Genomic DNA, 12,937 nt, shown 5'->3' with positions numbered 1-12,937 from the left:
TCAGATGCCGAAGCTGCCCATGCTGCTCCTGGCCGCACTGTTCCCCGTGTTGTCGGGCTGCAGCAGCGCTCCGATCCACTACCACACGCTGGTTCCCGCACAGCCGGGCAGCCCCGCCAGCGGCCAGGTACGCGTCGAACGGGTGGAGATGCCGCCGCAGGTCGATCGCTCGCAGATTGTCGTCCGCCAGGGCGGCAGCGGGCTGTCGATCCTGGAAACCGAGTGGTGGGGCGCCAACCTGGTGGACGAGTTCCGCAATGCCCTGGAGGACCAGCTCGGTGCTCCGGGGCCAGGGGCTGCGCGGCTGCGCGTGGAGGTGCAGCGCTTCGATTCGGTGCCGGGCCAGTACGCGCTGCTCGATGCCCGGTGGCGCCTGCAGCGGCCCGGCGCGAACAAACCACTGACCTGCCGCAGCAGCCTGCAGACGGCCGCCAACGATACCGTGGACGGGCTGGTGGTCGCGCACCAGGCCAATGTGCGCAAGTTCGCCGCACTGGTGGCGCAAGCGAACGCCAATGGCGGCACGCGTTGTCCTTGATGCTTGGGGCCGGACGGCGCCGGGCCGGGCGCCTATCGATACTTTACGAATACTGAACGCGATACCCTTGGACCGGCGTGCCACCACGCACGCCGTGGCTTGCAGGTTGGTGCGCGCGATGTCGTTGCACAGGAGAAACCTTCCCGATGAGCTCATCCGGCAAGCCAAGGACAACCCTGAACCCTCCGGTTTTCTATACCAGCGCGGCGCTGATCCTGCTGCTGGTGCTCTACGCCGTCCTCTTCAAGAGCCAGGCCCAGACGCAGTTCGAACACATCCAGCAGTGGATCTTCACCAACGCCAGCTGGTTCTACATCCTCGCGGTGGCGCTGATCCTGATCAGCGTGGTGTTCCTCGCGGTCAGTCGCTACGGCGACATCAAGCTCGGGCCTGATCACAGCGAGCCCGAATATCGCAGCAGCAGCTGGTTCGCCATGTTGTTCTCCGCCGGCATGGGCATCGGCCTGATGTTCTTCGGCGTAGCTGAACCGGTGATGCACTTCACCAGCCCGCCGGTGGGCGAGGCGGGGACGGTCACCGCGGCTCGCGAAGCGATGAAGATCACCTTCTTCCACTGGGGCCTGCATGCCTGGGCGATCTACGCCATCGTCGGGCTGATCCTGGCCTACTTCAGCTTCCGCAAGGGCCTGCCGCTGACGTTGCGCTCGGCGCTGTATCCGCTGATCGGCGAGCGCATCTACGGCCCGATCGGCCATGCAGTGGACATCTTCGCCATCCTCGGCACGGTATTCGGCGTCGCCACCTCGCTCGGCTATGGCGTGCTGCAGATCAACAGCGGCTTCCACCACCTGTTCGGCCTGCCGGTGAATGCGACCGTGCAGATCATCCTGATCGCCGCGACCTGCGCCCTGGCGACACTCTCGGTGGCCAGCGGCCTGGACAAGGGCATCCGCATCCTTTCCGAGCTGAACCTGGCGCTGGCGGTGATCCTCATGCTGTTCGTGCTGCTGCTCGGCCCGACCGTGTTCCTGCTGCAGACCTACGTGCAGAACACCGGTGCCTACCTCTCGGACATCGTCAACAAGACCTTCAACCTCTATGCCTACGAGCCGACCGACTGGATTGGCGGCTGGACCCTGCTGTACTGGGGCTGGTGGCTGTCCTGGTCGCCTTTCGTGGGGCTGTTCATCGCACGCATCTCGCGCGGGCGGACCATCCGCGAATTCGTCTGCGGCGTGCTCTTCGTCCCGGCCGGCTTCACCCTGCTGTGGATGACCGTGTTCGGCGATTCGGCGATCCACATGATCCTCAACGAGGGCGTGACCACACTGGCGGCGGTCGTCGACCAGGACAGTTCCCTGGCGCTGTTCGCCTTCCTCGAGCACTTCCCGCTATCCAGCGTGGTGTCGATGGTGGCGGTGCTGATGGTGGTGGTGTTCTTCGTCACCTCGGCAGACTCCGGGGCGCTGGTGGTGGACATGCTTGCTTCATCGGGGCACTCCCACTCGCCGTTGTGGCAGCGCATCTTCTGGTCGGTGAGCATTGGCGTGGTGGCGGTGGCATTGCTGCTGGCGAACGGGCTGAAGGCCCTGCAGACAGCGACCATCGCCAGTGCGCTGCCGTTCTCGGCGATCCTGCTGGCGTCCATCTGGGGGCTGTTCCGCGCGCTGCACCTGGATGCCACGCGACGCGGCCTGCGCCACCAGTCGCTACCTGCGCCGCGGCATGCGCCACACCACGAAGGCGGTTGGCAGCGGCGCCTGCGCAGTATTGCCATGCGCCCCCGGCGTGCCCATGTGACCCGCTTCATTGCCGAGGTCGTGCGCCCGGCTTGCGAGGAAGTGGCCGCCGAGTTGCGCAAGCAAGGCCATGACGTGCAGGTGCTGGAGCGCGAAGATGGCCGCGTGGCCCTGGAGCTGGCGCAGCCGGGGGAGGGCCATTTCCTCTATGAAGTCCGCCCGCGGGCCTTCACCAGCCCCAGCTTCGTTCTGCTGGATGAAGACGAGGGCACCGAGGCGCGCAAGTACTTCCGCGCCGAGGTTCACCTGCGCGAAGGCGGGCAGGATTACGACGTGATGGGGTGGAACCGCGACGACGTGATCTCCGACATCCTTGACCAGTACGAGCGGCACCTGCATTACCTCCACGTCGTGCGCTGAACTCAGGGCTTGTTCGGCGCCACCTTGTCGAGAATCTGCCGGGCCAGGGCATGGTAGAGCGAAACCGGCGCTATCCAGCCGGAGATGGCCGCGGCCAGCAGCGTGGCGGCGAGCATGGGAATGGCCAGGTCCGGGCTGTGGGAAAGCTCCAGCACGATCACCGAGGCAGTCAATGGCGAGCGCGTGACGCCCGCCAGATAGGCGCCCATGCCGAGCAGCGCGCAGGTCTGCGGGTTGACGCCCGGCAGCAGGGAGAGCACGGGCGCGAACCCTGCGCCGACACTCAATGACGGCGAGAACAGGCCGCCAGGGATTCCGGCCAGGTACGACACCACGTTGGCGAGGAACTTCCAGAGCAGGAAGCTGGCGTCGGTCACCGGGTTGCCGTTGAGCAGGGCGCGGGTTTCCTCGTAGCCGGTGCCGAACACGTGGTTGCCGGAAATCACGCCGAGCAGCGCCAGCGCTAGCCCGCAGACAGCAGCGAAGCGCACCGGGAAGCGCTCCCGCACGGCGCACATCCGGCCGATCCAGCCGTGCTGCGCCGGCAGTACCAGCTTCACGTAGAGCCCACCGAGCACGCCGCCCAGCAGCGCGCAGGCGGGCACTTCGCTCCAGCCCCAGCCCGTGGGCAACCCGCCGCTGATGTCGCCAAAGTAGGAGTAGTGCCCCATCAGGCCCAGGGTGACCACGCCGCCGATCAGCACGGCGGTCAGCACCAGGCCGCTGAAGCGCTGCTCGTAGGTGCGGCTCAACTCCTCGATGGCGAAAACCACCCCGGCAAGGGGCGTATTGAAAGCCGCCGCGATACCGGCTGCGCCGCCCGCCAGGATCAGCCCTGCCACGGTGCGTCGGCCGTGGAGGCCCAGGCGCGTACCGAAGGCGTAGATCACCGCGGCACCCACGTGCACGGTCGGCCCCTCACGGCCGACCGAGCCACCGACCAGCAGGGCGCCGAGGGTGAACAGCATCCGCACCAGCGCCACCGGCAGGGCGAGCACCTGTGCACGGAATCGTCGCGATGGCGATTCCAGCGCGGCAATCACCTGCGGGATGCCACTGCCTTTCGAGTTCACGAACCAGCGCTGGGTGATCCAGGCCAGCAGCGCAAAACCCAGCGGCGTCGCCAGCAGCGGCAACCATGGGGATACCTGCAGCATCCGCTGGAACAAGCCGAAGGAGCGATCCGCCAGCCAGGCAAAAGCCAGGGCCACCAGCCCCACCAGCAGGGCGCCGACCCAGAACGCGAGGTGCTGCCGCCATTTCAGCCAGCGCGAGCGAAGCAGTCGCCGCGTGCGCTTGCTCGCGGCGGAAACGCTTTGCGCATCGGGTTCAACTTGAAGATCAGAGTCGGACATTGGCCGGCAGAGGTCTCGGGAGTGAGACGTTGAGTATGGTCCGCTGGCGCCGATCAGGGGAAGTCGGGCGTCTGCAGGCCGGCCCGGCCTGTGGCAAGGACGCCAGGCGCTGATTCAGGCCGAGGCCGGCTCCAGTGCTGCAGATTGCGTGCACAGAACGCCGGCCCGGTGGATGGTGGGTCAGTGTCCCGTCCCTTCCGCGAGGAAAGGACGGGACTGCCGGTCACGGCTTGGCGACTTCGACAGCGGGGAACTTGTAGCTGCCTTGCTGCACTGCTTTGCTCGGGCCGTACAGCCGCATGATGATGTAGGAGTCCTTCTCCGGAATGGGCAGGTAGTTCGGGTTGTTGGCGTCGCCCTTGGCGCTGAGTTCGATGGTGTAGTTGCCGTCGGCATCCGGCTTCAGCGTGCGATCGCCACGGCTGTGGCGGTTGATGTCGTTATGCGCCATGAAGCGGTTGTCGTTGCCGTAGACGGTGAAGGACCAGAACTGGCTGACATCCGGGGCCTTGAAGGTGATGCGGTAGGACTTGCCGTTGGCGCCGTTGATGGGCTTGCCATCGCTGCCGACTCCCGCCTTGAGGTACATGCTTTCCTCGGGCGGCAGGCCCCATTGGCCAACGTAGGTGCCCACGGCGAACAGGTCGCGCGCGCCGTCGCCCAATTGCTCGCGGGTCCCCAGCGACTTGCTGGAGTCCTGGAGGGTCGTGGCGATCTCCTTGATGTGCTTCGTGCCCAGTTCTTCGCCCTTCTTCGCGGCGGCCAGTTGCTCCTTGCTGAAGTTTTCCTTGCACGGCTCAAGGCCGATGTCCTTGTACTGGCTCAGCCACTTCTGGTCGGCCTTGCCCATGCTGCCATCGCACAATACGAAGTTGACCCGTTGCAGCCAGTTGGTCTTCGCAGGGTCCAGGTAGTGGCGCTGCTTTTCCTTGGGGCCGGGCTCACCCAGGTAGGCCGACAGGGTCCGGACGTTCCAGTCGTCCATGTACTTGAGGGCCACCTTGGTGTCCTCCGGGCTGGTGGCCATGATCCGTCCCATCAGCTTGACCAGGTTGGAGTCGACGCGGATCACCTCGTCGACGCTGCCCGGCACTTCACCCTTCCAGTCCTGCGCGGCGAACATGAAGTGGCCGCCCTTGGTCTCGCGGGTGCGCGAGCCGAGCATGGTCACCGTGTAGTGGCCCATGTCCATGGTGTGGAGGATCCAGTAGCGGCCCTTGTCCATGTCCGGAACGGTGACGATCACCGGTTCGGCGGCGACGTCCAGCCAGCCCATCAGGTGCAGCGTGTCGTTGTTGATGGTCGGGTGGTCGGTGTAGGTGTCGTCGGCCAGGTGGCGGATGTTCTGGAAGCGGTTGAGCGGCGTGTGGGTCTTCACCGCCGTTTCATAGAAGAACTTGTACGCCTCATCGACCTAAAGGAAAGTAAACACCCTATGGACATCGCTTCACGGATAGACGGGCCGCTGATTCGGTCGTAACTGCTCACTGTCCATAGAGATAACCCGTTTTCACTCGCAATGGCCTAACCATGTCCATACCGTAGCGGATCATTTTTCTGCCTCAATTAGCCTCGTGCTTGGCAACGAAATAGCCGCGTAGATCTGATCAGCCAGCCGCATTTTTGCATTCGCTGCTAGCGCTCAGTTGCCCAAGTGCGCCTGTTGCCTGCCGACCATTGTTTTCATTAGATCAGCCGTAAGCCGGGGCTGGTCGTACCAGACGTCTGACTTGGCAGGCCTGCATGAGTCTGGCGGTAGTGTATCCGAGGCCAACAATGCAGAACTGCGGCACCGCCAGCGTATACGTCATGCCCCTCATGCACGGCCTTTGGCCGGAGCCAGCTTGCCGACGATCCTCCGGCAAGCTGGTTTTAGCGCAGCCTGAAAGGCTGGCCCGAAGTTACTTCAAGCTCCCGGCAAGAAATTGCTGCAAACGCCCGGAACGCGGATTTCCCAACACTTCTTTCGGACATCCGTTTTCCTCTACCAGCCCCTTATGCAGGAAGATCAGTTGGTTGGACACCTCGCGGGCGAAGCCCATTTCGTGGGTGACCACGACCATGGTGCGGCCTTCTACGGCAAGGTCCTTCATCACCTTGAGCACCTCCCCCACTAGCTCCGGGTCGAGGGCCGAGGTGGGCTCGTCGAACAGCATCACCTCCGGCTCCATCGCAAGGGCGCGGGCGATGGCCACACGCTGCTGCTCGCCGCCGGACATGTGTGCCGGGTAGGCGTCCTTGCGGTGCGCCACACCCACCTTGGCCAGGTAGTGCTCGGCCTTCTCGATGGCTTCCTTCTTCGGTACGCCGAGCACATGCACCGGTGCTTCGATCACGTTTTCCAGGGCGCTCATGTGCGACCACAGGTTGAAGTGCTGGAACACCATGGCCAGGCGCGAGCGCATGCGCTGCAGCTGCTTGGGATCGGCCGCCTTCAGGCCGCCGCCCTTGTTGGCCACCAGCTTGAGTTCTTCGTTGTTGAGCTTGATGGAGCCTCCGTGGGGCTGCTCCAGCATGTTGATGCAGCGCAGGAAGGTACTCTTGCCCGAGCCGCTCGAGCCAATGATGCTGATGACGTCGCCCGCCTTGGCCGCCAGGGACACGCCCTTGAGCACTTCGTGGCTACCATAGCATTTGTGCAGATTGCCGATTTCGAGTTTGTACATTGGGGTGATCTCGTGATGTCAGTCGCTGAGCAGCCATCCCTGACGAATGAGTTCTCGGCTGGCCACCTTGGCCAGCCACTGTCCGGGTTGTGCGAAACGCGTCTCCTCGCCGATACGCCGCATGGCGTCAGGCCTGGCGTGGTGCCAGGTAGGCCAGGTAGCGACGCTCGGCGGCCTTGAACAGGCGCACCAGGATGAAGGTCAGGCACAGGTAGAACGCACCGGCGGTGATGAAGGCCTCGAACGGCAGGTAGTACTGCGAGTTCACGGTACGCGCGGCGCCGGTGATGTCGATCAGGGTGACGATGGACGCCAGGCTGGTGGTGTGCAGCATCATGATCACTTCGTTGCTGTACTGCGGCAGGGCGCGGCGCAGGGCCGACGGCAGCAGGATGCGGCGATAGAGCTTGGCGCGGGACATGCCCATGGCCTTCGCCGCCTCGATCTCGCCATGGGGCGTGGCTTTGATGCTGCCGGCCAGGATCTCGGCGGTATAGGCGCTGGTGTTGATCGCGAAGGCCAGGCAGGCGCAGAAGGTCGCGTTGGACAGGTAGGGCCACAGCACACTCTCGCGCACCGCCTCGAACTGGGCCAGGCCGTAGTAGATGAGAAACAGCTGCACCAGCATCGGGGTGCCGCGGATCACATAGGTGTAGAGCCAGGCCGGGAAGTTCACCCAGGGCTGCTCGGACACCCGCATCAGCGCCAGCGGCACGGCCGCGGCCAGGCCCAGCGCCAGGGAAATCGCCAGCAGCTTGAGAGTTACCAGCACGCCGCCGAAGTAGAGCGGCAGGTTCTCCCAGATCAGGTTGTAGTCGAAGATCATAGTTCAGCCGCCTTGATGCCAGCGGAGTAGCGACGCTCCATGTAGCGCAGGGCCAGCAGGGAAATGCTGGTCAGCACCAGGTAGAGCGCGGCAACCGCGAGGTAGAAGGTGAAGGGTTCACGGGTCGCGTCCGCTGCGCTCTTGGCCTTGAACATCATGTCCTGCAGGCCGACCACCGAGATCAGCGCGGTGGCCTTGGTCATCACCAGCCAGTTGTTGGTGAAGCCGGGAATCGCCAGGCGGATCATCTGCGGCACCAGGATGCGGAAGAACACCTTGGTCCCGCTCATGCCGTAGGCCAGGCCGGCCTCGCCCTGCCCCTTCGGGATCGCCATGAAGGCGCCCCGGAAGGTCTCGGACAGGTAGGCCCCGAAGATGAAGCCAAGGGTGAAGACACCGGACCAGAACGGATCCAGGTCGATGTAGTCCTCGTAGCCGACCATCGGCGCCACGACGTTCACCAGTTGCTGGCCGCCGTAGAAGATCAGGAGAATCAGCACCAGGTCAGGAATGCCGCGAATCACGGTGGCGTAGGCCTCGCCCAGCAGGGCCAGCCACTTGACCGGCGAAAGCCGGAAAGCCGCCCCAATCAGGCCGAGGATCACCGCCAAGGTAATGGAAGTGACGGCCAGCAACAGGGTGAGCCAGGCACCATCGAGAATGGTTGAGCCATAGCCGTTGAGCATGATCAGGTTCCTCATGCGATGCGCCAGTAGGCGCGTAGAAAAAGAGAGAATGCGTCTCTGCTCCAGAGGCGCCTGGGTTACAGATGAGTAATCACTAGCGGTTGTTTGCCGTTGGATCGCTTGGAATCGATGGAGGCAACGAAGCGCGCAGCGTTCGCGCTGTCACCTTGTCGAATGGCAGTCAGCAACTCTGCCGAAGCGCTCTCTGCCTGCTATTGATGGGCGTATCCCGCAGCTCTTCTTGATACTGCCCTTCTTCAAGGCACTGCCGGTTGCACGTCAGGCCCGTCTCGAACTCCGACTTGCCCAGCAAACGTCGGCCGGGGAAATGTCCTCGGGCCAAGGCTGCTGATTGGCGACGGCCTCAAGGCAGATGCTTTCGTCGTCCTCAATCCAGCATACAAAGTACCCACCACGCTTGAGCGCGTGGTGGGTAATGGGGAGGATCAGCTCCAGCGACGAAGGCAACGACTCAAGCACCTCGTGTTGTTGGATCAGCGTGTAGAACCCGGAGGTCGTCCTTTCCCTCCCCAGAACGTCAAAGTCCATCAGGTCCCACCTCGTTCTCAATACGCCAGCCATGCCGAGTAGCTGCGTGAGCGCAAAGCGTTCTAGGGAGTCAAGGGCCATGCTTACTCGCCGAAAATGTCGTAGGCGAAGTACTTCTTGCGAATCTCGTCGTACTTGCCATTAGCGCGAATGGTTGCCAGGGCGGTGTTGATCCGTTCGGCCAGGGGATCATGCTTGCGCACTGCGATACCAGCCCCCATACCAAAGTAATTCGCATCCCTGTAGTCGGGGCCGACAAACTGATAGGCCTTACCTTCTGGCTTGCTTAGCAAGCCCATGTCGATAGCGACAGAGCCTGCCAAGGTTGCGTCAAGGCGACCGGCAAGCAAGTCCAGGAATACTTCGTTCTGATTGCCATAACGGACAATCTGGGCACCCTTGGGCTCAAAATATTCGGTGGCGTAGCGATCAAAGTTGGTGGAGCGCTGAACGCCAATGCGCTTACCGGCGAGGTCGCTGGGGATGTCCTGAATGCCGCTATCCTTGCGTACAGCTATTTTGGCTGGAAGCCGGTAGTAGCTGTTGGTGAAGTCGACCGACTTCAAGCGGTCCGGCGTGATGGATACGGATGAAATGGCCGCATCAATTTTTCGGACCTTGAGGGCCGGGATCAGACCGTCGAACTCCATCTCCGTCCATTCACAACGGACTTTCAGTTCAGCGCAGATGGCTTCACCTATGTCGTAGTCGAAACCTTCGATATGGTTGTCGGCAGTCTTGTAGGCGAAGGGCGGGTATGCCGCCTCAATGCCAAGGCGCAGATTTTCGGTATCTGCTTGAGCGGCGTTGCACAGACCGAGCAGGGCCCCGAGGGCCGTTGCAATGAGAGTAATTTTGCGAGACATAGCTAGCTCCAGTTGCGATGTTGTTGTTGGAGTTACTGGGCGTGACCGTTTCATATTGCTGCGGTCACTATGAGTTCCAGGCGGATGTCCGGATCGTCGAAAGTTACTTGGCAAGTGGCACGGGCAGGGGGAAAGCCCTCGCACCAGGTGCTCCACTCCTCATTCACGGTGTCGAAGTCCGCCACCATGTCCTTGAGCCAGATCTGGGTGCTGAGCAGGCGTGACCGGTCACTACCTACCGAGGCAAGAAGATCGTCGAGCCGCGCCAGTACTTGGCGAACTTGGCTGCGGGTGTCTTGGCTGCAGTCAGCAGCCACTATTCCACTAAGCCACGCGACTCCTTGGTGGACCACAACGCGGCTGAGTCTGGAATTACTGTCGAAACGCTGAATAGAACTCATGGGGCCTCCGGATCGAGGTTGTGGCTGGGTTGACCGGCAAGTTGCGCCAACGTAATTGGCTTGAGCGGTGGTCGGATGCGGTAATAGCCCACGTCCGCTCTCGGAACTTGTCGCTGATCGGCAATGATCTCGGTCACAGTCAGGCCGCAGAGCCGGCCTTGGCATGGGCCCATGCCGCAACGGCCGAAGGCCTTGGTTTGATTGGGGCCAAGACAACCGAGGCGGACATGGGCGCGAACTTGGCCAGCGGTAACCTCCTCGCATCGGCAAACGATTACATCGTCCTGAGGAATGCGGTTTTCCTGATGCGGGCGGTACATTGCGTCTAGGAGTGGTCGCGCGGCGAGGCACCGGGCCAGCGCTCGAAAATGGGGGCGGGCCAGACGATCTCGGTTCGATGCACTTAAGTGCTGAAGCTGGGCAGCGATGGCGAGGGCGGCAAGATGCCCCTGCTCTCTGGCGGCCAGCGCTCCGCCTATGGAGCCGCCGTCACCAGCGAGAAAGACTCCAGGCAAGGTGGTTTCACCCCAGCTGTCACGCAGGGCGCGCCAACAAAGCTGTTCTTCGCTCCACTCGTGTGCCAGTCCCAGGGACCAACTGATCTGAGTGTTGGGCACTATGCCTTGATGAAGCAGAATCAGATTGGCTGGTAAGCTGTGACGTGTTTCACCGCAGGTAAAACTGAGAGCTTCGGCGCATTGATCCCCTTCTATGCCTAACTCTCTTGCTCCCCGGAAATGAGAAACTCTGGCGCGGCGCAGGATAGCTAGAAGCGATACCCCTTTGAGCAGATCACGCCAGCCCATAAGTGCGCGGGGAATATGGCGCCAAGCGTGCAAGATGTCGGCAGAACTGCTCGTGTCCACCAGCGCCGCCAGTTGAATACCGGCCCGCAGGTATTGCACTGCAAGTAGGTAGAGCAGCGGCCCACCGCCAGCCAGCACTACGGGCTTGCTGGGCAACAGAGCCGCACCTTTCAGAAGGATCTGGCCGGCACCAGCAGTCATGACTCCGGGGAGTGTCCAGCCCGGAATCGGCATGGGACGTTCGTAGGCTCCCGTGGCAACTACCAAACGACTCGCCTGGACGGTATGAGAACGGCCCTCGTGCAGGTAGTGGACGCGCATATCTTGCTCGACTTGCCAGACCGAAGCGCCCGGAATGTAGTGGGCGCCACATCCCATGAATGTTGCTGCCAAGCCGTGTCCCGCTTGATAGTCGGCGCCGAGCACGGCCAAACGTCGAGAGTCGCTTTCGAGAATGCCCCGATAGATTTGGCCTCCAGGTCCTTGCTGTTCGTCGAGGACCATTACCGATAACCCGTGACTGCGAGCCTCGATGGCAGCACTCAGGCCTGCAGGCCCTGCCCCCAGAATCAGCAGGTCGATGGTCTCAGGCTTCATCGTGCTTCTCCTTCGTAGGCAGCTCGCTCAATGCCCGAGTGCCTTCTTGGCGTCGCACCTTCATGCCTTCACTGACAATGGTCAGACAGGCCTGACAGTTGGGTACGCCATTCACTTCAACCAGGCACTCGAAGCAGACACCCATCATGCAGTAGGGGGCTCTCGGTGCACCGCTGACGGGCGTGCTGCGGGTCCGTCCTGCGCCGCTTGCAAGCAGAACTGCTGCCAGGGAAAGCCCAGGCGGCACCTGTAAGGGTTTTCCTTCAAACTCGATCAGCACGTGCGGCCCATCGATGGGCATCCGCGTGAAAAGGGGATTAGTGGACATTGCGAATCTCGGTGGCAGAAGCGAAGCGGTCTAGGCCAAATCCCGCAATTTCGGGGAAGGTGCGTTCGCCGGTCACCCAGGACGCTAGGTGCAGGGCGTGAGCGGCTGCTAACGTGACTCCGCTGTGACAGCAGAGCACATGAGCCCCGGGAGCTTTAGGCAGGTGCTGGTAAATAGGCGCGCCATCTGGGCTCATGACCCGCAGTGCCCCCCATGCACGAACGAGGCGGACGTTTTCGAGACGCGGGAAACAACGAACGGCGCGCTCCGCTATTTCAGCCATCACGGGAGTGCTCGTGCCGTCATTGAATCCAACGTTTTCTGCCGAGTCGCCCAATTGCACCGTTCCCTCATCTGTCTGGCGCACATAGGTAGTGGGATAGTTCAGGAACGGCTCGACCCGTTCTGTAACCAGGATCTGACCCCGGCTAGGGCTCAGTGGCACATCGTGTCCGAGGGCGGCGCCCAATCTCCGATTGCCAAGGCCGGCGGCCAGAACCAGCTTTTCGCAGCGCAATCTCTGTCCGCCGGCACTGAGCACAAAATCCTCGCCACTGTTATCAATGCCATCAACTTGGAGACCGCTCAGCATGCGTACACCACGCAACTGGCATGCGCTGTACAGGGCCCGCAGTAGCTTCAGGGGATTTACATGGCCATCCATGGGCGAGAAGCAAGCCCCGACCACAGTGGGCCCAATGCCCGGCAAGCGCATGCGCAGCGCTGCCGGGTCAAGGACTTCGAAGGGGTAATCGCCGCCTAGGGCATCACGGAGCCAGTAGAGGCGCTGGGATTCTTCGGCCAGTTCTGCCTCGGACAGGCAGAGTTGGAAGCCGCCGGGCTGGCGTAATTGAACATCGATCCCAGTTTCGCTCAGCAGTAGCCTGGCCAGTTCCGGCCAATGCGCCACAGACTGGCGGGTCCAGCACGCGTAGGGGCTCATGCCGTAACCCTTGCCCTGCACCCAGAGAAGGCCAAAGTTGCCGCGAGAAGCGCGAATAGCAGAGTCACCCTCGTCAAGTACACAGACTTGCTGGCCTAGTCGAGCGAGACCGTAGGCGGTCGCCATGCCAACCAGGCCGCCGCCGACGATAATGGTCTGAACTTTATGCATAGCACTCGCCTCGTTGATGACCTGTGGCAATAGCGGCATGAAAGCCACGTAAATTGCGGGACAGGTCGTAGTGCGAGTGATCCTA

Annotated in this window: 13 protein-coding genes and 1 pseudogene; 2 read left to right on the top strand and 12 right to left on the bottom strand. The window is 62.5% G+C overall.

The features are described 5' to 3' along the window. The first annotated feature begins 4 nt into the window (after window positions 1-4). Together A6723_RS19845 and A6723_RS19840 are read left to right on the top strand one after the other, a co-directional pair. Window positions 5-538 carry a membrane integrity-associated transporter subunit PqiC gene (locus A6723_RS19845; RefSeq protein ID WP_054907963.1) on the top strand — a complete coding sequence of 178 codons (534 nt, stop codon included), beginning with the start codon at window positions 5-7 and terminating at the stop codon, window positions 536-538. Window positions 539-684: 146 nt separating this feature from the next. Beyond that, complete coding sequence (locus tag A6723_RS19840; protein ID WP_054907964.1) at window positions 685-2,658, top strand: choline BCCT transporter BetT; 1,974 nt, start codon at window positions 685-687, stop codon at window positions 2,656-2,658. 2 nt (window positions 2,659-2,660) lie between these two features. Here the strand turns inward: A6723_RS19840 and A6723_RS19835 are convergent, their stop codons facing one another. From A6723_RS19835 to A6723_RS19785, 12 genes and pseudogenes are all read right to left on the bottom strand, one after another. Next, window positions 2,661-3,884, bottom strand: coding sequence for a chloride channel protein (locus tag A6723_RS19835; RefSeq protein ID WP_371914067.1), 1,224 nt, complete (start codon window positions 3,882-3,884; stop codon window positions 2,661-2,663). Window positions 3,885-4,236: 352 nt separating this feature from the next. Further along, complete coding sequence (locus tag A6723_RS19830; RefSeq protein WP_083192889.1) at window positions 4,237-5,391, bottom strand: DUF1254 domain-containing protein; 1,155 nt, start codon at window positions 5,389-5,391, stop codon at window positions 4,237-4,239. 523 nt (window positions 5,392-5,914) lie between these two features. Further along, window positions 5,915-6,679 (bottom strand): ABC transporter ATP-binding protein, encoded by a 765-nt coding sequence (locus A6723_RS19825; protein ID WP_054889688.1) that lies wholly within the window; start codon window positions 6,677-6,679, stop codon window positions 5,915-5,917. 18 nt (window positions 6,680-6,697) lie between these two features. Then, a pseudogene (locus A6723_RS32465) lies at window positions 6,698-6,787 on the bottom strand (hypothetical protein); the annotation flags it as partial. A gap of 19 nt (window positions 6,788-6,806) precedes the next feature. Continuing rightward, window positions 6,807-7,505, bottom strand: coding sequence for an ABC transporter permease (locus A6723_RS19820; RefSeq protein ID WP_054889689.1), 699 nt, complete (start codon window positions 7,503-7,505; stop codon window positions 6,807-6,809). Next, window positions 7,502-8,191, bottom strand: coding sequence for an ABC transporter permease (locus A6723_RS19815; protein WP_054889690.1), 690 nt, complete (start codon window positions 8,189-8,191; stop codon window positions 7,502-7,504). Before A6723_RS19815 ends, A6723_RS19820 begins: the two co-directional genes overlap by 4 nt. 279 nt (window positions 8,192-8,470) lie before the next feature. Beyond that, the gene (locus A6723_RS19810; RefSeq protein ID WP_137108988.1) at window positions 8,471-8,740 is read right to left on the bottom strand and encodes a hypothetical protein; all 270 of its coding nucleotides are present in this window, start codon (window positions 8,738-8,740) and stop codon (window positions 8,471-8,473) included. A gap of 83 nt (window positions 8,741-8,823) precedes the next feature. Beyond that, complete coding sequence (locus A6723_RS19805) at window positions 8,824-9,606, bottom strand: transporter substrate-binding domain-containing protein (RefSeq protein WP_054889692.1); 783 nt, start codon at window positions 9,604-9,606, stop codon at window positions 8,824-8,826. Between the two features lie 50 nt (window positions 9,607-9,656). Next, a complete protein-coding gene (locus A6723_RS19800) occupies window positions 9,657-10,007 on the bottom strand; it encodes a RidA family protein (RefSeq protein ID WP_054889693.1) in 351 nt (116 codons plus the stop codon). Beyond that, window positions 10,004-11,410: an NAD(P)/FAD-dependent oxidoreductase gene (locus tag A6723_RS31410; RefSeq protein WP_083192887.1), complete on the bottom strand. Its 1,407-nt coding sequence runs from the start codon at window positions 11,408-11,410 to the stop codon at window positions 10,004-10,006. The genes A6723_RS19800 and A6723_RS31410 overlap by 4 nt, the downstream gene beginning before the upstream one ends. Next, window positions 11,400-11,738, bottom strand: a complete 339-nt coding sequence (locus A6723_RS31405) for a (2Fe-2S)-binding protein (RefSeq protein WP_054889695.1) — start codon at window positions 11,736-11,738, stop codon at window positions 11,400-11,402. Before A6723_RS31405 ends, A6723_RS31410 begins: the two co-directional genes overlap by 11 nt. Next, entirely contained in the window at window positions 11,728-12,852 is a 1,125-nt protein-coding gene (locus tag A6723_RS19785; RefSeq protein ID WP_054889700.1) for an FAD-binding oxidoreductase, read from the bottom strand. The genes A6723_RS31405 and A6723_RS19785 overlap by 11 nt, the downstream gene beginning before the upstream one ends. Window positions 12,853-12,937: the final 85 nt, after the last annotated feature.

Source organism: Pseudomonas sp. AU11447, from assembly GCF_001672555.2.
Lineage (GTDB): Bacteria > Pseudomonadota > Gammaproteobacteria > Pseudomonadales > Pseudomonadaceae > Pseudomonas > Pseudomonas nitroreducens.
The sequence above is the reverse complement of the archived record's forward strand: the minus strand, read 5'-3'. Positions and strand labels throughout refer to the sequence as shown.

What these genes read in the sequence shown, in the direction of transcription:
- A6723_RS19840 (WP_054907964.1), top strand. Translation starts at nt 685, where the DNA reads ATGAGCTCATCCGGCAAGCCAAGGACAACCCTGAACCCTCCGGTTTTC.
- A6723_RS19805 (WP_054889692.1), bottom strand. Translation starts at nt 9,606, where the DNA reads ATGTCTCGCAAAATTACTCTCATTGCAACGGCCCTCGGGGCCCTGCTC.
- A6723_RS31410 (WP_083192887.1), bottom strand. Translation starts at nt 11,410, where the DNA reads ATGAAGCCTGAGACCATCGACCTGCTGATTCTGGGGGCAGGGCCTGCA.
- A6723_RS19810 (WP_137108988.1), bottom strand. Translation starts at nt 8,740, where the DNA reads ATGGACTTTGACGTTCTGGGGAGGGAAAGGACGACCTCCGGGTTCTAC.
- A6723_RS31405 (WP_054889695.1), bottom strand. Translation starts at nt 11,738, where the DNA reads ATGTCCACTAATCCCCTTTTCACGCGGATGCCCATCGATGGGCCGCAC.
- A6723_RS19820 (WP_054889689.1), bottom strand. Translation starts at nt 7,505, where the DNA reads ATGATCTTCGACTACAACCTGATCTGGGAGAACCTGCCGCTCTACTTC.
- A6723_RS19825 (WP_054889688.1), bottom strand. Translation starts at nt 6,679, where the DNA reads ATGTACAAACTCGAAATCGGCAATCTGCACAAATGCTATGGTAGCCAC.
- A6723_RS19845 (WP_054907963.1), top strand. Translation starts at nt 5, where the DNA reads ATGCCGAAGCTGCCCATGCTGCTCCTGGCCGCACTGTTCCCCGTGTTG.
- A6723_RS19800 (WP_054889693.1), bottom strand. Translation starts at nt 10,007, where the DNA reads ATGAGTTCTATTCAGCGTTTCGACAGTAATTCCAGACTCAGCCGCGTT.
- A6723_RS19785 (WP_054889700.1), bottom strand. Translation starts at nt 12,852, where the DNA reads ATGCATAAAGTTCAGACCATTATCGTCGGCGGCGGCCTGGTTGGCATG.
- A6723_RS19815 (WP_054889690.1), bottom strand. Translation starts at nt 8,191, where the DNA reads ATGCTCAACGGCTATGGCTCAACCATTCTCGATGGTGCCTGGCTCACC.